This window comes from Flectobacillus major DSM 103, from assembly GCF_000427405.1.
Lineage (GTDB): Bacteria > Bacteroidota > Bacteroidia > Cytophagales > Spirosomataceae > Flectobacillus > Flectobacillus major.
Genome location: NZ_KE386491.1, coordinates 495,897 through 515,713 on the forward strand (window position 1 = coordinate 495,897; position 19,817 = coordinate 515,713).

Consider the following 19,817-nt stretch of genomic DNA (forward strand, 5'->3'; position numbering starts at 1 on the left):
CTTAGAATAAATATGGGCTTTCTGCACGAATCACATTTAGCAGAATTTGTTTGAGTACCACCTGTGCCGACCACACTCGGTTGCCAGCTTGTTGTACTACTACCGAGTTGGGCGAATCCAAAACAGCATCTTCTACCACAATATTACGTCTTACCGGCAAACAGTGCATAAACTTAGCATTGTTGGTCAGCTTCATTTTGTCCATAGTTACCATCCATGAAGGGTCTTGGCTAAGGATTTGGCCATATTCTGTGTATGACGACCAGTTTTTGGCATAAATAAAGTCAGCACCTTCAAAAGCTTCTTCTTGGTTGTAAGTTACTTTGGCATTGCCCACAAACTCGGGGGCAAGCTCGTAGCCTTTGGGGTGTGTAATCACAAAATCCACATCGGCAGCGTTCATCCATTCTGCAAACGAGTTGGGTACGGCCTGTGGTAAAGCTTTTACGTGAGGTGCCCAAGTAAGTACAACCTTTGGGCGAGGTTTGGTTTTTAATTCCTCAATTGTAATTAAATCGGCCAAAGACTGAAGTGGGTGACGCGTCGACGACTCCAAGCTTACTACAGGTTTGCCAGTATATTTTACAAATTGGTTCAAAACAGTTTCGGCATAATCTTCCTCACGGTTGGTGAGGGTAGGGAAGCTACGGATACCAACAATATCACAATATTGACCAATAACAGGGGCAGCCTCTTTGATGTGTTCGGCCTTGTTGCCATTCATGATTGCACCATCCTCAAACTCTAAGCCCCAGCTGTCTTGTCCAACATTCATTACCATCAATTCGAGTCCAAGATTTTGGGCAGCCCTTTGTGTACTCAATCGTGTTCGTAAACTTGAGTTGAAGAACAATAACCCCATTGTCCTATTTCTTCCTAGATGCTTATCAGCATAAGGTGTTTTCTTATATAACAAGGCTTCCTTAACAAGGGCCTGAACATCAATAGCATCTTTAACCGAAAGAAAGTTTTTCATTTTCTAAATTATGTGATAGCGGTTCGTTGCAAATTTTAATGAAAGATTGATTTAAACTACCCTTCGCCCGCTGGCTGTAAGGGTTGAAACTACAAAGTTATTCCTAATTGTTAAAATCACTATACGATTTTTGTAAAAGAATCATAATCTCAAGAAGCTTTTGTGTTGATTTATGGACAATCGCCATAATTTATAGTTTAGTATAGGCTATTGGGGCAATGAATCGAAACCTATTTTTGAGAATGGTATATAAAAAATTTGGCGAACTCTACTAGAGCTCGCCAAGATTGTATCACTAACACACCAAAATATAGTTTTGCTAATTAGAACGATTAAAATACTATTTCACAAAACCTATTTCTACTATGAAAACTAGAATTAATACGCAGGTACAATTCCGAAGTCACAGTATTCTGTAATATTTTGTATTAATTACCATTTGTTAATTTTCCTTATGCAAATAGTGGAGAAAATACGGCCTATTACACATTTAAGATACCTACGGAATAAAAGTTTTTTTGGATTGTAAAAACTGAGATTTTTATTAAAAACTCTATAAAGCAAATACTAGGAGGTTAAAAACAACCAGAAGAGGGTGGGGGTAGTCACTTTTAGCGAATAGACAAATGCCAGTGTTTTACTTTTAATAATTCTATATGTTGGACTTCGTCGATTAGGCCAAATGTTGAAAAACCACATTTTTTAAGAACTTGTTGTGACGCAATATTATCGAGGGGTGTATCGGCCAAAATAGTTTTTAGGTTAATGTCGGTCGATGCCCAATCAATCAGGCATTGAAGAGCCTCAGACGCAAATCCCTGTTGGCGAAAGGGCATATCTATACAATAACCTACCATAGTAGCTCCGTGCTTGTCGGGTAGTCCCGACAAGCCGATACCTCCAATAGAAAGGTTTTTTTCGACCAGTACAATTTCCCAGTTGGTATACCAAAAGAAATCAACAAGGTATTCGTCGGTCATCGGAATCCAATAGTTAGCCAAGGCTTCTTGTGTTTCGGTCTGAAAAAAATCTTCAATTTGCCAGTTTGAGGGATTAAGCCCTAGCTTAGCCTCCATGGCATTGCGGCCTTGCTGGTGCCATATCTGTAAGAGGTAATTGTCGAGAGGAATAAGTTTGAGACGTTCAGAAGATATATCTATCATTGCTTGAATTTAGTTATAAAAATGGGCGGAAGAATAGAGCAGCGTTGTTGTACAGACGCCCGCTGTGGTGTTAAAATGTACTAAAAAATATAACAAAGATACAGATACTTTTGAAAATTTTGGGCAGCATTGGTAGTGGTAATAGTATGATTCAGGGTGTGAGGGCTTCTCTTAATGTTAGGTTGTAGAACCTTGCATTGTTTTTGTGTCAATTTTATTGTTCAAACAAATACCGTTTGAACAATACCTTGCAAAAGCAGATAGGAACGCTAAAAATTAGTTGCTAATTTGCCTTTTAGTCCAAAGTTTAAACAAATTTTGAGTACAAAAAAAGTCTATCTGTTATTCATATCTTCTAATTCTTGTTATTCACCGACGAAATGTTTGGTTTGGTCGAAAATTGGAAAATTCTCACATCAAACCTTGCAACATTTGTGTTCATAAGTAGTCATTTGGCTGATTTGGAGGCTTTTTCCACTCATCTTAGAAACAAACCATTTGTACTTTTTATATTATTAAAAATAAAATTTATCTGGAATTTTACGTCCAAGTTGAACTAACTCGTTCAGAAAGTTTTCCAAGAAAATCATCATGAAAAAATTTTTATTATTATCAGCATTAAGCTTAGTAGGATTTAACCTTTGGGCTCAATTTCCAGGAGTACCGGGTATGGGAGGTGGACAAAATCGTCAGCAGCAAGCTATTCCGGGTACAGCACAGGCCGCACCAAAAGGCTCTGCAAAAATTGTAGGTTATGTAATAGATTCGGCAGCTACCAAGGCTGTTGAGTTTGCAAGTGTGGCACTTATCAATAAAACTACCAACAAGCCAGTTGATGGTACCGTAGCCGATGAAAAGGGTAAGTTTACATTGGCGAAAGTTGCTACAGGAGAATATATCGTTTCGGTATCATTTTTGGGCTATCAGTCAAAAAAAATGACAGTAAATATTGTCAACAAAAACGATGAAATAGATTTGGGTGTGATTCGCCTTTCGCAAAGTACACAGTTGTTACAAGAGGTAACAGTAGAAGGTCAGAAAGCTGTAATTGAAGATAAAGTAGACCGTTTGGTGTACAATGCCGAGCGTGATGCTACATCACGTGGAGGCGATGCGTCGGATGTACTAAGAAAAGTACCTATGCTTTCGGTAGACTTAGATGGTAACGTGTCGTTACGTGGTAGTTCAAACGTAAGAGTATTGATTAACAACAAGCCTTCTACAATTGTGGCTACGAGTGTTGCCGATGCCTTGAAGCAGATTCCTGCCGATATGATTAAAACTGTAGAGGTGATTACTTCGCCATCGGCCAAATACGATGCAGAGGGGTCGTCGGGTATTATCAATATCATTACCAAAAAGAATACTTTGCAAGGCTTAACCCTTAACTTGGATTCAAGTGTAGGTATTCGTGGAGGTAACTTGTCGTTGAATGGTAATTATCGCAAGAAAAACATGGGCTTCTCGTTGGGAGGTTTTGGTCGTGCCAACTACAATATCAATGGTACTTTTGAAAACCAACAAATTACAACAGCCAATAATATACAAACTATCAACAAACAGTTTGCCGATACTCGTAGCAATGGTATGTTTGGCAGTTACCAATTAGGATGGGACTGGGATATTAACAAACACAACTCGGTAACAGCTTCGGTACGTTATGGGGTTCGTAATCAACGTAACTACCAAGATGGGCTGTTGAACGAACGTTTTTCTGGAACAACGTTGTTGAGCCAAAATTTAAGAGATGTAGATGTGAAAGATTTGTCGGGGACAATCGATGCTAATATTGATTATACTCATACTTTCAAAAAACCTCAGCAAGAGTTTAGTTTATTGACACAGTTTAGCCGTAATAACCGTACAAACGACTTTATTAACAATAACTTGAATATAAGTGATTTGTCGATTTTGAGCCGTTTGAAAAACAATAACGATAGCTATAACCAAGAAGTAACTGTACAGGCCGATTACCAAACACCTTTATCAAAAACACAATTGGTTGAGATTGGAGCAAAAGGTATTTTTCGTACTGTCAATAGTGATTATAAGTACTTTTCGGCACAAGGTGCTACAGGTGAATACACCGAGTTGAATAATAGCTTGGCTTCGTCAAACGTATTTAGCTATAACCAAAACATTGTAGCGGGGTATTTATCATATACAGCCACTTTGAGCAAAAAATATACGTTGAAAGTAGGCGGCCGTTATGAACATACCGATATTAATGCCAACTTCAAAACAGGCGAAACTAGCTTGTCGATTCCTTCGTATGGTGTTTTGGTACCAAGTTTGAATATCTCAAGAAAACTGAAAGGTGCAAGTACGCTCAAGTTTGCTTATAACCGTCGTATTCAACGCCCTTCTATTCAGTTTTTGAACCCGAACGTAAATGCGTCGAACCCTTTGAGTATTTCTAGCGGTAATCCCAACTTGAGTCCTGAATATACCAACAACTATGAGTTGACATTGAATACTACTGTTAAAAGTACATTCTTGACAGTAGCAACATTTGTAAGAAATACAACAGGTAGTATTGAAAGTGTAAGAGATGTAAAAGGTGATACAATTCGTACCAACTTCCAAAATATTGGTAATCAAGATGCGTATGGTATGAATGCTTTTGCCAACGTAAGCTTATCGAATAAATTGATGATCGGCTTAGGCGGTGATGTGTATTATGCCAAACTGAACAACAACGTAGCAAATCCATTGTACAATGCTTCAAACTCTGGATGGGTAGCCAACTACCGTATTTTTGGTAGCTATAACCTTGGTAATAACTGGGGTGTTCAAGCATTCGGTTTTTATCGTTCTACTCAGGTGCAGCTACAAGGTTTCCAAGGAGGATTTGGTATTTATAGTTTGAGCTTGAAGAAGGATTTCAAAGATAAAAAAGGAAGTATTGGCTTTGGTGCTGAAAACTTCTTTACACCAAATGGTTTCAAAATTAACAATGAAATCAACTCGCCAATTATTGCTCAGAACAGTACAACTACCTTACGTAACATGAACTTTAAAGTTAACTTTAGTTACAGAATTGGTAAAATGTCATTCGATGCTCCAAGTAAAAGAAAGAAATCGGTTAATAACGATGACTTGAAAGAAGGTGGCGAAGGCGGCGGTGGCGGTCAGCAACAAGGCGGAGCAACTCCTGCAGCAGGTGGAGGCCGTCCAAGATAATCAGAGTATAAATTGATGTTAGTAATAAGTAAAATCCCCCAGTCTTTCGGCTGAGGGATTTTTATTGTTAGTAGCCCTCTAATCTCTATGAAAGTTCTATTGTCCTATTAGTTTTATTCGTCAGTTACAAAAGTTGAAATGGCTAGCTAGAATACCGAATCCTATTTTCCAATTTTTGCCGAAATACTCATATAATAAAACCCGCCGACACTTGGCCCTGCTAAGAAATTATAATAGTACTGATTGGTAATATTGGTGCCACCTAGTTTTATCAATATATTTTGTAGAGGCAGTAAATAACTTACCTGAGTATCGAGCGAAGTATATGCGGGTACAGTGCCAGTTGCCAATGATGATTGCCAAACAAAAGCATCTTGCCATTTTAGGTTTATACTAAAGCCTAGCCGTTCGGTGAGCTTTCGGTTAGCAATACCAACATTAAGTATCCATTGAGGGGTATTGAATGCCTCTTCGAGGCCGTCGTTGGTATCTTTTCGGTCGAGGTTTGCCAACGAAACATTGCTATTGAACACAAATTGTTGGAAGAAACGATAACGAACACCCCAACTTGCTCCGTAATTATAAACCTTACTTTTTGAATTGGTCCACAAGCGATAGCGGTCTTGTTGGGTTCTATCATTCAAGTAATAGGCTAATGAATCTGGATTTTTTAATGAGGCTTTCGGAATAGACACTTCAACTTGTGCCATAAAGTTTTGGTAGGCATTGTAGTAAAAATCTATGTCTATCAATAGCTTTTTGTCAAACCAATTGCCTTTATAGCCCAATTCAAAGCTATTCACTTGCTCAGGTTTAATATAGGAATAATCATTTTTTACTAATAGCTTTTTGTTTTGCTCGATAGCCTGATTGGTACTAATGCCTTGGGTATTTACATCATTGGTTACAGCTGCCTGAAAGGCATCTATGGAGGTTTTGAAATAGGAGTTTTCAAAAATACCTTGCGACATACTAGGCAAGCCTCCAACTCGTTTTACGCCACCACTATTTACATTGGAAAATGCCTCAAATAAACTAGGGAAACGATACCCATTTTGGTAAGAAATACGAATGCTATGCTCGTTAGTAGGCGAGTACACGACTGCTACTCGTGGATTCCATCGCCAATTAAAATACTGGTTTTTATCGGCTCTTATAGTAGCGTTGATTTGAATTTTTTCGTTGAGCAGTGCTTTTTCCAACTGTACAAAAGCACCATATTTGTAATAATTCAAGTTCTTGCCTGCTTCGGTCGGATTAATGAAGTAGTTGCCATCTGGATATACTTCGTAGTTGCGAAAATCAAAACCTGAAAGTACCGAAAGCCCCCAGTTATCATTCAAAGACTTTATCCAATTTTGGGTCATATTCCATTGCCCTTCGGTGTGGTACATCCACGATTTTACCCGAAGTGCCGCCCCAGTATCCCAGTTGTTGATATCTCCTAGTTTTTTGATTAAAGCATCAAATTCGGCAGTATGAGGCTGAGGTCGGCCTGCATCGGCTTGGGTTCTGGCCATAGCCAAAGCCTCCTGAATATTTTTACCAGTACCGATACTTTGGTTAAACTGTGTTGTAAAATCCTTGAACCACTGGTCGTCTGATTTGAAGGTTCTATCGATATTTTCGGCCATAGAACGGATATTATAAGACTCGCCCGTATTCTCTTGGGTTGTATATGCCTTTATAATTAGCGAAGGACTTTTGAATGTGAGGCTATGCTGACTAATTTGGTAATTATTGAGACGAAAGCGGTTGGTTCGTTGGTATAGATTGTCCAAACCTCCGATTCGATATGAATATTGAATTTCGGTATTGCTACTTGGGCGATATGCCAACGTAAAGTCTGCTTTGATATTCTGTAAACTAAAGTCGGCAAGGTCTTTTTCATAATATCCTGTACGAGCTACCGAATAACGTTTGCCTCCTAAGGTAATGGTTTTTCGGTTTGACGACTCGTTGCCGTACGAGTTGATAGCATCGTAAGCGGGATTGTCTTGTCCTGTTAGGCCCAGCGAAACATTTCCATTGGGGTTGAGGTTTTGCTGATTATCCGAAATCCAGTCGTAGCCTGTCAAGTACGAAAAGTTGGCCTTAAATGCCCATTTATTTTGCCATGCCTTTGCCCAACGGATACTACTTTCGCTAAACAAATGTGCCGATGTGTTGGCATCTGATAGATGATTGACACCTGTTTTTTGCTGAATTTCTAATCCTTGAAAATCAAATGGACTTTTTGATAGAATATTGACCATGCCATTCAACGAATTCATCCCATAAAGAGCCGAGGCTGTACCTGGAATTAACTCGGCTCGGTCAATATCCAAATCGGAAGGAGTAAGGGCACTTCCAATAGGGGCACCAATATGAGGTGCTTGGTTGTCGATACCATCTACCAATTGTACAAAACGAACATTGGTAGGATTGGCAAAACCACGGGTATTGTACACTTTGAACCCCAAGCTAGAAGTAAGCAACTGTACTCCTTTGATATGCTCAATGGCATCGAAATAACTTGGCGCAGGCGACTGCTTGATGGCTTTTGCGTCTAATAGCTCAATACTTACTGGCGACTTCATGATATTGAGAGGCAGGCGAGAAGCCGTAATTACTACCTCCGACAGTACCGTAATCGTATCTTTTTGGGTGTGCTGTACTTGTGCCATAACTGTAATAGATAGCGTGAACAGACCCAATGAGAGTAAAGGTTTTTTCATAAATCAATGCGATATATTTTGAGGAATATAGCGAATACCAAAAAAAATTAAAGCTCAACGACTTGTATCTCCGATAACCATTTTACATGTCTAGCACCCGTAATTTTATCGGTAGCAGAAATAAGCAAGAAAGGGCCATCTTTGGCAATAGGTCTATTATCGATTTCAAAAAGTACCAATACTTGTTCGCCAGTAGGGTTATTGAATAATTCATGATAACTAAAGGCAGTTGTATAATTGTCGGTAGCCTTAACAAGAACTATCAATTTGCCCTTTTCTTTAGGGTTATTTACCTTTATTTGAGCTTTGTCCAAAATGTTTGTCAACAAAACGCCTTGATAGGTTTTAAATTCTTTCCGAATATCGCCTGATGTACTTATCACTTTAAAATTTTTACCCGAAACGACTGGTAATGTTTTTAGGTCATCAAGTGTCAGTGTAAGTTCGTGTTCAACTTTTCCTGCAATATGGATTGTTGTAGTATTTTGGCCAAAAGTGGTGAATGTTCCCCAAAAGAACATCAGCATGAGTATATATTTAGCTTTCATAAAAAGAATAATTACACTAAATGAGCAATGTGCCTGAAAGGAGCAGTTATGTGAAAATGAGTTTTAGGCAAGCAATACCAAGACCAAGTGCCAGCAAATAACGCAAGGTTGGAATATTGAATCGATGACTTCCGAAATAAGCACCAATAGCCCCCCCTACAATGGTTGCCAACACGGCAAAAATCAAATCTTCACCAAGTACCAATGTGCCTTTTGAAACGGCTCCAATAAGGCCAGATACAGAGTTGACAAAAATAAATAGAGCCGATACGGCAGCCGTTTCTTTGATTTTGGCCCAACGCATTAATAACATAATAGGACTTAGTATAATACCGCCACCAATGCCAATCATACCCGAAATAAGCCCAATTGCACTACCTGTACCAAGGGCTGCCCAAAGAGGAATAGGGCGATTAGGCTCATCGTTTCTTTCAAATTGAAATAGCATACGAGCTATCGAAATCAGAATACACATCGCTAATATTTTTTTATAAATGCTGTCGGGAAGTACAAACGTTGCCCCTAAAAAAGACATCGGAATACTGGCCAAAGCAAAAGGCCAAAATAGCTTTAGCTTGAAATAGCCAGCCCGATAAAAACCTATAAATGAAAATAAGGATACCGCCAAGTTCATGACCAACGCCGAAGATTTCATCAATACAGGGGCTACTCCTAACAAGGCCATTACGGCCAAATAGCCACTAGCACCACCGTGTCCTACCGAGGCATAAAGAAATGCTACCGCCGCCAATAAGATAAGCATTAAGACTAATGAGGAAGAAATCATAATCAATAAGATTCGTTATTTTTGTAAAAATATAACGAAACGCTGTGTTTGAGAAAAAATAACGCTATTTTTTCTCAAATAAGATAATCCAAAGACCAATACGGAGGAATACAAACGTTACTATAGCACAATATTGTACAGATTTGTTTTTCTGAATCAACCCCTCTTAGTAGGTTAATGCTTGGAGATTGTGGCTTTCTTCTGCCAAAAAGTCTTTGAAGCGTAATTGTAGGTTTTTATAAGCTTCAATAGCCTTGAGGCCATTTTCGGTGACGAGTGCTCCGCCTCCTTTTTTGCCCCCAACTTGGGTGATTACAAAAGGCTTCGACGACTGAGTATTCATCGAATTGATTAGCTCCCAAGCTCTTTTATAAGACATATTCATGGCTTTGGCTGCTTGCGAAATAGAACCATGCTCAATAATCAACTCCATCAACTGAATCCGTCCTTTGCCTAAAAAACGTTCAGAACCATCTTTTTTCTCTATCCAAATAGCTCCAACAACTGCGTATTCTTGAGCGTTTACTAAAACCGAATCTTTCATATTTTACCAAAATTGAGCAATAAAAAAATAAAGTTATGCCAGAATTTCTAATTTATAGATACTTCTCTACAAAATCAGCTTTTTCACTATTGACTCCTTTCTCTTTTTAGGGGCTATCCTGTATCTGTCCTGATATAATTGTATTTTATGTAGGTAAAGTATGGTTTATATTTTGTTTTGTCAAAACAAGTTGCCATTTTTACATAAAAATTACCTACCAGTACCTACCAGTTGTAATAATGATTCAGTTATTTGATATAGATAGCCAAAGCAAAGAACCCATATACCGTCAATTGATAAATTCGGTAAATAATGCCATTTATGACAAACACATCAGCCTAGGCGACCAAATGCCGTCGGTTAATGAAATTGCCAATCATTTTTCGTTATCTCGCGATTCGGTATTTAAGGCTTTCAACGAGCTACGTGCTACAGGAGTATTGGCTTCAGTGCCGGGCAAGGGCTATTTTGTAAGTAGTGTCGAAAATACCGATAAACTAAAAATATGTTTGCTGTTTGACCAACTCAATCAATTCAAGGAACATATCTATACCGCTTTTAAAGAAACTATATGCGAGGCAGGCACAATTGATATTTACTTTCATCATTTCAACCCCAAAGTCCTAGAAACTCTTTTGCGTGAAAATGTAGGTAATTATAATGCTTTTGTGGTGATGCCTATTATCGACGAAAAAACGAAGGATATTCTAGCGTTGATTCCGCCCAAAAGGCTTTATATTCTTGATTTGGGCTTAGAGGAATTTGGACATGAATACCCATCTGTATGTCAGAATTTTGCCAAAAGCACCTACCAAAGCTTGATAGAAGCTTGGGATTTAATAGCCAAATACCGAAAAATGGTATTGGTAATTCCCGACAAAATTCGGTTTATACAGGGTATCGAGCAGCAAGCAGCTCGCTTTTGTCAAGAAAAAGGACTTGATTTTGTGATTACAGACCAAGTAATAGGGCAGCCCCTGACACCCGAAACAGTGTATTTGCTGGTAGAAGACGATATGATGGTAGAAGTAGTAGAAATGGCCCATGAACAAAACCTTACTATAGGTAAACAAATAGGGATTTTGTCGTATAACGAAACCTCTTTCAAACGAGTAATAGCAGGAGGTATTACCACTATCTCTACCGATTTTGCTTATATGGGGCGGAGTATTGCCGAAATGATTTTGAAAAAAGAAGTAAAACACCTCGAAAACCCATTTACATTAATCAGAAGAGCCTCTCTTTGAATAAATTAGCCCAATTATCTAACGAAAATAAACCTAAAAACAATGAATCTTACCAAAATACTCGCTTCAACGGTTGTGCTTACTGTGGCAGGATACGGTATCTATCTGCTCAGAAATGGCGACCAAGTTGACTATAGCACCGAGGTAAAACCCATTCTTAATAAACGCTGTATTTCGTGTCATGGTGGTGTAAAAAAACAAGGAGGTTTTAGCGTATTGTTTAAGGAAGAAGCCTTGGCTGTTACGGAGTCGGGCAAGCCGTCTATTATTCCGGGTGACCCCGACCATTCTGAGTTTATTACCAGGCTTACCAGTAAAGACCCCGAAGAGCGTATGCCTTACAAAGAGGAGGCTATGCCCCAAGAAGAGATAGAAATCCTAAGAAAATGGGTAAAACAAGGAGCTAATTGGGGCGAGCATTGGGCTTTTAGCCAGCCTCAAAGGCCCGACGTACCGGGCAAAAGTATGTTTGCTAGTGTTTTTAATTGGTTTTCTTCGTCGGCATGGGAAAAAAATGATATAGATTATTTTGTGTCCGACCGTTTAGAAAAAGAAAGTATCAACCATGCCAATCAGGCCGAAAAGGCTACGTTACTTCGTAGAGTTTGCTTAGACCTGACGGGCTTACCACCTACAAGCCAGCAATTAAACGAATTTTTAGCTGATAACTCGGCCAATGCTTATGAGAAAATGGTGGATAAATTACTCGCTTCTCCTCGATATGGCGAACGCTGGGCGGGTATGTGGCTCGATTTGGCACGGTTTTCAGATACCAAAGGCTATGAAAAAGACGAAAAACGCAATATCTGGAAATACCGTGATTATGTGATTGAGGCTTTCAACAAAGATTTACCTTATAATCAGTTTATTAAAGAACAGCTAGCTGGCGACTTGTTGCCTAACCCTACCGACGAGCAGTTGATTGCTACGGCTTTTCACCGCAACACCATGAATAACGACGAGGGAGGAACCGACGACGAAGAGTTTAGAAATGCAGCACTGGTAGATAGGGTAAATACCACATGGGAGGTACTTCAGGGTACAACATTTGCCTGCGTACAATGCCATTCGCACCCTTACGACCCTATTCGCCATGAAGAATATTACCAATACATGGCCTTCTTCAATAATACTCGCGACGAAGATGTACCCGATGACTCGCCTTTTTTAAGGCAGTTTAAGCCTGAAGAAAAAGCCCAGTATGAACAATTGAAAAACTGGATTAAAACCAATGTTTCGGCCGAATCGGCTCATAAGTTTGGCGATTTGGTGAGGTTTCTCGAACCCAAAGTTCACCCTCATTGGGGCGACCAATTTATCAATGGCTCACTGGCCGATAACAAATATTTAGGAATTAGAAATGGCGGTTCGGTACGTTTTAAAGAACTGCCTTTACAAAATAAAACACAACTCCTGATTGCTTATGGCAATAAAACAGGCAGTGCCACCACTCTGGAAGTACACAGAGGTGCTGTAAATGGCCCTATCGTAACGACAATTAGGCTAGATACTACACAAAAAGGTGGCTGGACAAACTCTTGGGATTATAAAATCGTGCCGTTACCAGCAGGTTTACCTGCCAAAGAAGATTGGTTTTTGACCTTTAAAAACCCCAAAGTAAAACCCGACCAAAGTACTTGTATTGTTGGGTATTTTATATTCATGGAGGATTTTCCAGGAAAAGGAAAAGCAGGATATGCCGAAAATCAAGCTCGATTTATTAGCTTGTTGCGTGCCGAACCCGAAAATACAACGCCTATTTTGCTAGAAAATCCTACAGAATATTATCGTAAAACACATTTGTGGGAGCGTGGTAATTGGACAGCCAAAACTACCGAAGTGCATCCTGCTATTCCTGCTATTTTTGGAAAACTACCCGACAATGCCCCCAAGAATCGTTTGAGCTTGGCTACTTGGATGGGTAGCAATCAAAATCCATTAACGGCTCGTGTGGCTGTAAACCGCTTTTGGGAACAGCTATTTGGAACAGGTTTGGTAGAAACTCAGGAAGATTTTGGCACGCAAGGATTTACTCCTTCTTATCCCGAACTAATGGACTATCTGTCGGTGAAATTTATGGATGATTTTGATTGGCAACCCAAAAAACTCCTCAAATATATAGTGATGTCGGCTACTTATCAGCAAGATTCTAGGGTAACTCCAGATTTACGAGAAAAAGACCCTATGAATCGCTTATTAGCCCGCGGGCCAAGAGTACGCCTTTCGGCCGAGCAAGTGCGTGACCAAGCGTTGCTGGTGAGTGGTTTGCTGAGTGATAAACTATTTGGCCCAAGTGTAATGCCTTATCAGCCCGAAGGGTTATGGGCCAATCCTTATAGCGGACTGAGCTGGAAAATAAGTAACTACGAAGACCAGCACCGTCGAGCTTTATACACTTTTTGGCGAAGAACTAGCCCGTATCCATCTATGATTACCTTCGATGGAGCTAGCCGAGAGGTTTGTTTGGCAAGGCGAATCCGTACCAATACACCTTTACAGGCTTTGGTTACAATGAACGACCCCGTGTATGTAGAATGTGCTATTAACTTGGCCAAAAAAATGGAGGTATCAGGTAATCAGATAGATACAAAAATAGAAGATGGCTATCGATTGGCATTGTCCAAAGAAATATCGCCTGATAAAAAGGCTATTTTACTAAAACTCTATCAAACAGCATTAGCAAATTATCGCAAGTCACCAAACGATGCTAATAAGCTACTAAATGTATGTCCCGACGACAGAATCAAGCCCCACGATTCGCCACAACTAGCGGCAATGACAATGGTGGCTAGCACGATTCTTAATTTGGACGAATTTATTACAAAAGAATAAGCTCTATTTTAACCTTAAACAATAAAATAGCCATGAAAATATTACAAGAACTTCAGAATGAAGCCTTACAATATGAAACACGTCGTCATTTTCTCAAGCAGTGTACAACAGGATTGGGAATGATGGCTTTAGGTTCATTTTTACAAAGTTGTGGTTTAGGTGGTTCAGAAACAGCCACTAATGAGCAGGTAGGTAACCCACTTTTTCCTAAAATACCTCAGTTTCCAGCCCGAGCCAAGTCGATTATTTATATTCACATGGCGGGTTCGCCCTCGCAGTTGGAGCTGTTTGATTATAAGCCCGAATTACAAAAAATGAATGGACAAAAGTGTCCGCAGTCTTTTTTGGAAGGGAAAAAATTTGCCTTTATTCGTGGTGTACCCAGTATGCTAGGCCCACAGGCCAATTTCAAGCAAAATGGGCAGTCGGGAGCATGGATTTCAGATAATTTACCTCATCTTCAGCAGGTTTCCGACGAGCTTACGTTCTTAAAAGCCATGTACACCGATCAGTTTAACCATGCGCCCGCTCAGTTGCTAATGCACACAGGTTCTGCCCGATTGGGTCGTCCTAGTATTGGCTCGTGGGTAACGTACGGTTTGGGTTCAGAAAACCAAAATTTGCCTGGTTTTGTAGTCTTGGCTTCAGGTGGCAATAACCCCGACGCAGGAAAATCTGTTTGGGGAAGTGGGTTTTTACCTTCGGTATATCAAGGGGTGCAGTGTCGAAACCAAGGCGATCCTGTTTTATATATTTCAGACCCTGAGGGTATTAATCGAAACTTGCGGAAAAGTGCTATTGACGCTATCAATGATATTAATAAAAAACAATACGAGGAGTTTCAAGACCCCGAAACCTTGGCTCGAATTTCGCAGTACGAAATGGCTTTTCGGATGCAAATGACAGTACCCGAAGTTATGAATATCAATACCGAACCCGAATATATTCATAAAATGTATGGTACAGAGCCTGGCAAAGCGTCGTTTGCCAATAACTGCTTGTTGGCTAGAAAATTGGTAGAAAATGGCGTTCGATTTGTACAATTGTTTGACTGGGGATGGGACAATCATGGAGGACAAGCCGAAAACTCGGTGATTCAGGGTTTGCAAAACAAATGCCGTGAAACCGACCAGCCTGTTGCAGCTTTGTTACAAGACCTACAACAGCGAGGGCTACTCGACGAAACGTTGGTAGTTTGGGGAGGCGAATTTGGTAGAACACCCATGTCTGAAAACCGAGAAGGGAAAGAAACACCCTTTAAAGGTCGTGACCACCACACCGAAGCCTTTACTGTTTGGATGGCAGGCGGAGGCATGAAAAAAGGCTTCTCGCTGGGCGAAACAGACCCTATTGGTTATACAGGAATCAAAGACCGAACATCGGTGTATGACCTTCAAGCTACTATTTTGCATGCTTTAGGATTTAATCATGAAAAATTCACCTATCCGTTCCAAGGAAGAGATTTTAGATTGACCGATGTACATGGAAAGGTGATAAATCAGGTATTTGCTTAATCTATTCGGCAATCTTTTACTTGAAAAAGTTTAATAAAAAAGAGGATAAGTATAATTTGAGCAAACTACCTTTTATTAGTTGAAAGTATCTCAACAATTAAAATCAACTGTAATATGAAAAAAGTAAGTGTACTATCTGTACTGTTAACTTTACTATTGGTAGTCAATTTGTTTGCTCAAACTTATACGCCTACAGCCGATAACCTCAAGGCTCGTGAGGAGTTTGACCAAGCGCGTTTTGGTATGTTTATTCACTGGGGGGCATCGAGTGTCTTGGGCGATGGCGAATGGGTCATGAACAACAAAAATATCAAAGTTGTTGATTACCATAAATTACAAAGAGCCTTCAACCCCGTCGATTTTGATGCTAAAACATGGGTAAGTATTGCCAAAAATGCAGGAATGAAATACATTACCCTTATTACAAGGCATCACGATGGCTTTAGCAATTTTCATACAAAATACTCTGATTGGGGCATTGCCAATACACCCTTCAAAAGAGACATTGTAAAAGAAATTGCAGATGAATGTCATCGTCAAGGTATCAAAATTTGCCTTTATTATTCGCTCCTTGACTGGTATCGCAACGATTATCCTTACGAAACAGGCAAAACAGGAAAAGGAACTGGACGTACCCAAAAAAGTGATTATGCTAGCTATTTGCAGTTTATGAAAAACCAATTGACAGAATTGTTGACCAACTATGGCGAGATTTCTACGATTTGGTTTGATGGCCACTGGGATCAACTCGACAACGACCATGATAAAACCTTACAATCAAAAATTGACTGGAAATATGATGAAATATATGGATTGATTCACAAACTACAACCTCGCTGTTTGATTGGTAATAATCACCATTTGTTGCCATTGCCAGGAGAAGATTTCCAAATGTTTGAAAGAGATTTGCCAGGGGAAAATAAATCGGGATTGAGCGGACAAGAAATAGGTCGTTTGCCATTAGAAGCCTGTGAAACCCTCAACGGTGCTTGGGGATTTAATATTAAAGATAACAATTATAAATCACCCAAAGAGTTGGTCGACTATTTGGTAAGAGCCGCAGGTTATGGGTCTAATTTCTTGTTGAATGTTGGGCCAATGCCCAATGGCGAAATTCAACCCGAATTTGTTGAGCGTCTAGCCAAAGTAGGTGACTTTATGAAGGTATACGGCGAAACTATCTATGGTACAAAAGGAGGTTTTGTTCGTCCGCAAGAGTGGGGGGCAGTTACCGAAAAAGGAAATAAAGTATATGTTCACTTACTCAACCAAAAAGAAGATAAATTTTTATTGAAAGTACCTTTTGCTATCAAATCAGCCAAATACTTTAAAGGTGGCACTGCCGTAAAGTTTCAAAAACTAGACAACGGTTTTTATGTGTTTGATATAAATTCAGCCCAACGTGATAGTTTAGACACGGTAATTGAATTAGAAAAATAGTGTTTTTCAGAGCGTAAATACAGCTAGATACTTTACGCTCTGCTTTTACTATACCCAAATCTGAAAAACTAATAACTATGAATAATCAATTGAACCGAAGAGAATTTATGAAAAATACAGGTGTTTTGGCTGGTGCAGGCATGATAAGAGGCACCTCTAAGCCTGTAATGCCCAAAGTGGGCGAAGTGATTATTGGGCACAACTCGCATCGCTACAAGGTAGTGGCAGGATGGGGTATACTAGACGCTGGCAAAAATCCCGTAAACGACTGTCATGAAATGGTCGAAGATGCCAAGGGGCGTTTGATTATGTGTACCAACGAAACCAAAAACAATATCGTGATTTATGACAAATCGGGTAAGCTATTAGACACTTGGGGCACTACTTACCCAGGAGCACATGGCCTTACTATTTTTAATGAAGGGGGCGAGCAGTTTTTACTGATATGCGACAATGCTCGACATCAGGTAATCAAAACAGATTTGAAAGGAAAAGTGATTTTCAAAATTGAATATCCCAAAGAAACGGGTGTTTACGATGCTCCTAACCAGTTTGTTCCAACCGAAACGGCCGTCAATCCTAAAAATGGCGATATTTATGTAGCCGATGGATATGGCTCACAATATATTATTCAGTACGATGCCAAAGGACGCTATATTAGGCATTTTGGAGGTGCTTCTAATGAATACACCGACGATAAATTTAATTGCTGTCATGGGGTTTTGGTAGATACCCGTGACAAGGCAAATCCAACCTTGCTTATTACCGACCGCATGAATAACTGTTGGAAACGGTTTACGCTCGATGGAAAATTCTTGACGGTATATCATTTGCCCGGTACTTATATCTGTAGGCCAGTATTGCATGGCGACTATGTATTTGGGGCAGCATTTAGAAGTGGCGATAGCTCGTGGAATAATTCGGGATATATACAGGTACTAGATAAAAACATGAAGGTGGTGTCTACGCCTGGTGGGTCAGTGCCTACGTATAAAGATGGCGTTTTGCAACGTCAACACAAAGATGACCCCCATAATGTATTTATGCACCCCCATGACGTATATGTAGATTCCGACGAAAATATCTATATTCCTCAATGGAATTCTCAAAAAACATATCCCATCAAGCTTGAAAGATTAGCATAATAGTATTTACTTATTTTCAAATTGTAATTAGCATATCAATGATTGTATTACAAACCACTGCCCCGTCCGACTGGGCAATGTTTTTTGGTCATTTTCATCCAGTAGTTGTGCATTTGCCTATTGGTATATTAATGATAGCCGCTATTTTAGAATACCTATCACGCCGTAAAGGGCTTGAGGCTCTTCAACCAGCCATTATACCGATTCTACTTTGGGGAACGGCCTTTGCTATTATTTCGTGTATTTTTGGTTGGTTATTATCGCTATCAGGCGAATACGATGAAAATACCCTCTTTTTACATCAGTGGATGGGTATAGGTGTAGCCTTAACGGCCTTGGCGGCTTGGTATATCAAAAAGCATTGGATGAGCGACCACACCATGCAAAAAACCTATTATCCTGTTTTAGCTCTTATTGTTATTCTTCTTACTGGTACAGGACATTTAGGAGGCAATATGACACATGGCGAAGACTACCTCTACGCATACACCCCTGAGCCATTTAGAAGCTTGGCGGGTTTGCCACCACGAAAAAACGCTGGCCCCAAGAAAATTGAGAATATCAACGAGGCTTTGGTGTACCAAGATGTAGTAGCCCCTATTATGGAACAAAAATGCTGGTCATGCCATAATGCCAATAAAATAAAGGGTGGTTTGCGTATGGATAAAGAAGATTTGTTGATGAAAGGTGGCGAACACGGTGCTATTATCAAAGCAGGAAATCCTACAGAAAGCGAGTTGCTCAAACGCCTCTTGTTACCCGCCGAAGATGAACATCACATGCCTCCAAAAGGAAAAACACCTCTTACCGAGCAGGAAATCGCTTTGGTACATTGGTGGATTCAAAATGGTGGAGGTTTTGATAAAAAGGTTGCACAAGTAAAATCGGATGAGAAAATAAAACCTATTTTGGCTGCTTTGGCTGGTGGTGGGCTGTCTGAAGAAAATACCGCAAGTGGCGAAAGTATCTCGGCTGTTTTTCAAGAAAAAGTAGCAAAGCCAGACCAAAATATCATTAAAAAACTCAACGAGTTGGATGTATTGGTAATGCCTGTTGCCAAAGACCAAAATTTCCTAGAAGTTAATTTTGTGAATGCCAAAAATTTCAACTTTGCCCAAATAAATCTACTATCAGACTTAACTGAGCAGGTTATCTGGCTAAAATTGAGCCGAACACAAGTGACAGATAAGGAGATGACCGAAATAGCTAAAATGAAAAACTTGGTTCGTCTTAATTTAGAATATACCCAAGTATCGGATGTTGGTATTGAAAAACTCCAAAATATGAAATATTTGGAATATATCAATTTGGTAAATACCCCTATTACGGATGCAGGATTGAAAAAACTAACGACTCTGAAAGGTTTAAAACGTATTTACTGTTGGCAAACCAAAGTAACACAGGCAGGCATTGACGCTCTTAAAAAAGCCTTGCCTCAAGTAGAGGTCGATAACGGCTGGAAAGAAACTCCTGTAGCTGAAAATAAGCTGACGAAATAGCAGTGAAGTGTTTTATTTATGCTTATTCTATTGGCACAAAAACCATGGGGCTACTAATAGAATAAGCATTATTATTAAAACATATTCGGGCAAACGTGATTGAGTAACAAATACCCATCTACCTATTCACAGAATTATGGAAAGGCTATTGATATTCAAATATTTAATGGCTAAATTACTCGTTGTAATCAACGAAAGGTCTATACTTAATTAGTGAATCAA

At 39.6% G+C, this 19,817-nt stretch carries 13 protein-coding genes; 7 read left to right on the forward strand and 6 right to left on the reverse strand.

The genetic code is table 11. The annotated features are described in order from the left end of the window. Window position 1: 1 nt before the first annotated feature. Both FLEMA_RS0103940 and FLEMA_RS0103945 read right to left on the reverse strand, forming a co-directional pair. Window positions 2-976, reverse strand: coding sequence for an N-acetylornithine carbamoyltransferase (locus FLEMA_RS0103940; protein WP_026994340.1), 975 nt, complete (start codon window positions 974-976; stop codon window positions 2-4). A gap of 611 nt (window positions 977-1,587) precedes the next feature. Further along, a complete protein-coding gene (locus tag FLEMA_RS0103945; RefSeq protein WP_026994341.1) occupies window positions 1,588-2,139 on the reverse strand; it encodes a GNAT family N-acetyltransferase in 552 nt (183 codons plus the stop codon). A gap of 591 nt (window positions 2,140-2,730) precedes the next feature. Here FLEMA_RS0103945 and FLEMA_RS0103950 point away from each other — a divergent pair. Continuing rightward, a complete protein-coding gene (locus tag FLEMA_RS0103950; protein WP_026994342.1) occupies window positions 2,731-5,322 on the forward strand; it encodes a TonB-dependent receptor in 2,592 nt (863 codons plus the stop codon). Window positions 5,323-5,483: 161 nt separating this feature from the next. On the opposite strand, the gene FLEMA_RS0103955 is transcribed toward FLEMA_RS0103950, so the two are convergent. The 4 genes from FLEMA_RS0103955 to FLEMA_RS0103970 form a co-directional block, all read right to left on the reverse strand. Continuing rightward, window positions 5,484-8,039: a TonB-dependent receptor plug domain-containing protein gene (locus FLEMA_RS0103955; protein ID WP_026994343.1), complete on the reverse strand. Its 2,556-nt coding sequence runs from the start codon at window positions 8,037-8,039 to the stop codon at window positions 5,484-5,486. A gap of 47 nt (window positions 8,040-8,086) precedes the next feature. Next, entirely contained in the window at window positions 8,087-8,587 is a 501-nt protein-coding gene (locus FLEMA_RS67420; protein ID WP_081681253.1) for a molybdopterin-dependent oxidoreductase, read from the reverse strand. A gap of 46 nt (window positions 8,588-8,633) precedes the next feature. After that, window positions 8,634-9,374 carry a sulfite exporter TauE/SafE family protein gene (locus tag FLEMA_RS0103965; protein WP_026994344.1) on the reverse strand — a complete coding sequence of 247 codons (741 nt, stop codon included), beginning with the start codon at window positions 9,372-9,374 and terminating at the stop codon, window positions 8,634-8,636. A 166-nt stretch (window positions 9,375-9,540) separates the two neighbouring features. Then, complete coding sequence (locus FLEMA_RS0103970; RefSeq protein ID WP_026994345.1) at window positions 9,541-9,918, reverse strand: winged helix-turn-helix domain-containing protein; 378 nt, start codon at window positions 9,916-9,918, stop codon at window positions 9,541-9,543. A 239-nt stretch (window positions 9,919-10,157) separates the two neighbouring features. On the opposite strand from FLEMA_RS0103970, the gene FLEMA_RS0103975 reads away from it, so the two are divergent. The 6 genes from FLEMA_RS0103975 (at window position 10,158) to FLEMA_RS67425 (ending at window position 19,595) form a co-directional block, all read left to right on the forward strand. Next, on the forward strand, window positions 10,158-11,165 hold the full coding sequence (locus FLEMA_RS0103975; protein WP_052353940.1) for a GntR family transcriptional regulator: 1,008 nt from the start codon (window positions 10,158-10,160) through the stop codon (window positions 11,163-11,165). Window positions 11,166-11,207: 42 nt separating this feature from the next. Then, window positions 11,208-13,997 carry a DUF1553 domain-containing protein gene (locus FLEMA_RS0103980; protein ID WP_044170762.1) on the forward strand — a complete coding sequence of 930 codons (2,790 nt, stop codon included), beginning with the start codon at window positions 11,208-11,210 and terminating at the stop codon, window positions 13,995-13,997. Between the two features lie 32 nt (window positions 13,998-14,029). Further along, window positions 14,030-15,511 carry a DUF1501 domain-containing protein gene (locus tag FLEMA_RS0103985; RefSeq protein ID WP_026994348.1) on the forward strand — a complete coding sequence of 494 codons (1,482 nt, stop codon included), beginning with the start codon at window positions 14,030-14,032 and terminating at the stop codon, window positions 15,509-15,511. Window positions 15,512-15,625: 114 nt separating this feature from the next. Beyond that, window positions 15,626-16,951 (forward strand): alpha-L-fucosidase, encoded by a 1,326-nt coding sequence (locus tag FLEMA_RS0103990; RefSeq protein ID WP_026994349.1) that lies wholly within the window; start codon window positions 15,626-15,628, stop codon window positions 16,949-16,951. 77 nt (window positions 16,952-17,028) lie between these two features. Continuing rightward, the gene (locus FLEMA_RS0103995) at window positions 17,029-18,096 is read left to right on the forward strand and encodes an NHL repeat-containing protein (protein WP_026994350.1); all 1,068 of its coding nucleotides are present in this window, start codon (window positions 17,029-17,031) and stop codon (window positions 18,094-18,096) included. Between the two features lie 38 nt (window positions 18,097-18,134). Further along, window positions 18,135-19,595 (forward strand): c-type cytochrome domain-containing protein, encoded by a 1,461-nt coding sequence (locus tag FLEMA_RS67425; RefSeq protein WP_044170763.1) that lies wholly within the window; start codon window positions 18,135-18,137, stop codon window positions 19,593-19,595. Window positions 19,596-19,817 lie beyond the last annotated feature (222 nt).

Coding starts and splice junctions, on each gene's coding strand:
- FLEMA_RS0103940 (WP_026994340.1), bottom strand. CDS start 976: ATGAAAAACTTTCTTTCGGTTAAAGATGCTATTGATGTTCAGGCCCTT.
- FLEMA_RS0103945 (WP_026994341.1), bottom strand. CDS start 2,139: ATGATAGATATATCTTCTGAACGTCTCAAACTTATTCCTCTCGACAAT.
- FLEMA_RS0103950 (WP_026994342.1), top strand. CDS start 2,731: ATGAAAAAATTTTTATTATTATCAGCATTAAGCTTAGTAGGATTTAAC.
- FLEMA_RS0103955 (WP_026994343.1), bottom strand. CDS start 8,039: ATGAAAAAACCTTTACTCTCATTGGGTCTGTTCACGCTATCTATTACA.
- FLEMA_RS67420 (WP_081681253.1), bottom strand. CDS start 8,587: ATGAAAGCTAAATATATACTCATGCTGATGTTCTTTTGGGGAACATTC.
- FLEMA_RS0103965 (WP_026994344.1), bottom strand. CDS start 9,374: ATGATTTCTTCCTCATTAGTCTTAATGCTTATCTTATTGGCGGCGGTA.
- FLEMA_RS0103970 (WP_026994345.1), bottom strand. CDS start 9,918: ATGAAAGATTCGGTTTTAGTAAACGCTCAAGAATACGCAGTTGTTGGA.
- FLEMA_RS0103975 (WP_052353940.1), top strand. CDS start 10,158: ATGATTCAGTTATTTGATATAGATAGCCAAAGCAAAGAACCCATATAC.
- FLEMA_RS0103980 (WP_044170762.1), top strand. CDS start 11,208: ATGAATCTTACCAAAATACTCGCTTCAACGGTTGTGCTTACTGTGGCA.
- FLEMA_RS0103985 (WP_026994348.1), top strand. CDS start 14,030: ATGAAAATATTACAAGAACTTCAGAATGAAGCCTTACAATATGAAACA.
- FLEMA_RS0103990 (WP_026994349.1), top strand. CDS start 15,626: ATGAAAAAAGTAAGTGTACTATCTGTACTGTTAACTTTACTATTGGTA.
- FLEMA_RS0103995 (WP_026994350.1), top strand. CDS start 17,029: ATGAATAATCAATTGAACCGAAGAGAATTTATGAAAAATACAGGTGTT.
- FLEMA_RS67425 (WP_044170763.1), top strand. CDS start 18,135: ATGATTGTATTACAAACCACTGCCCCGTCCGACTGGGCAATGTTTTTT.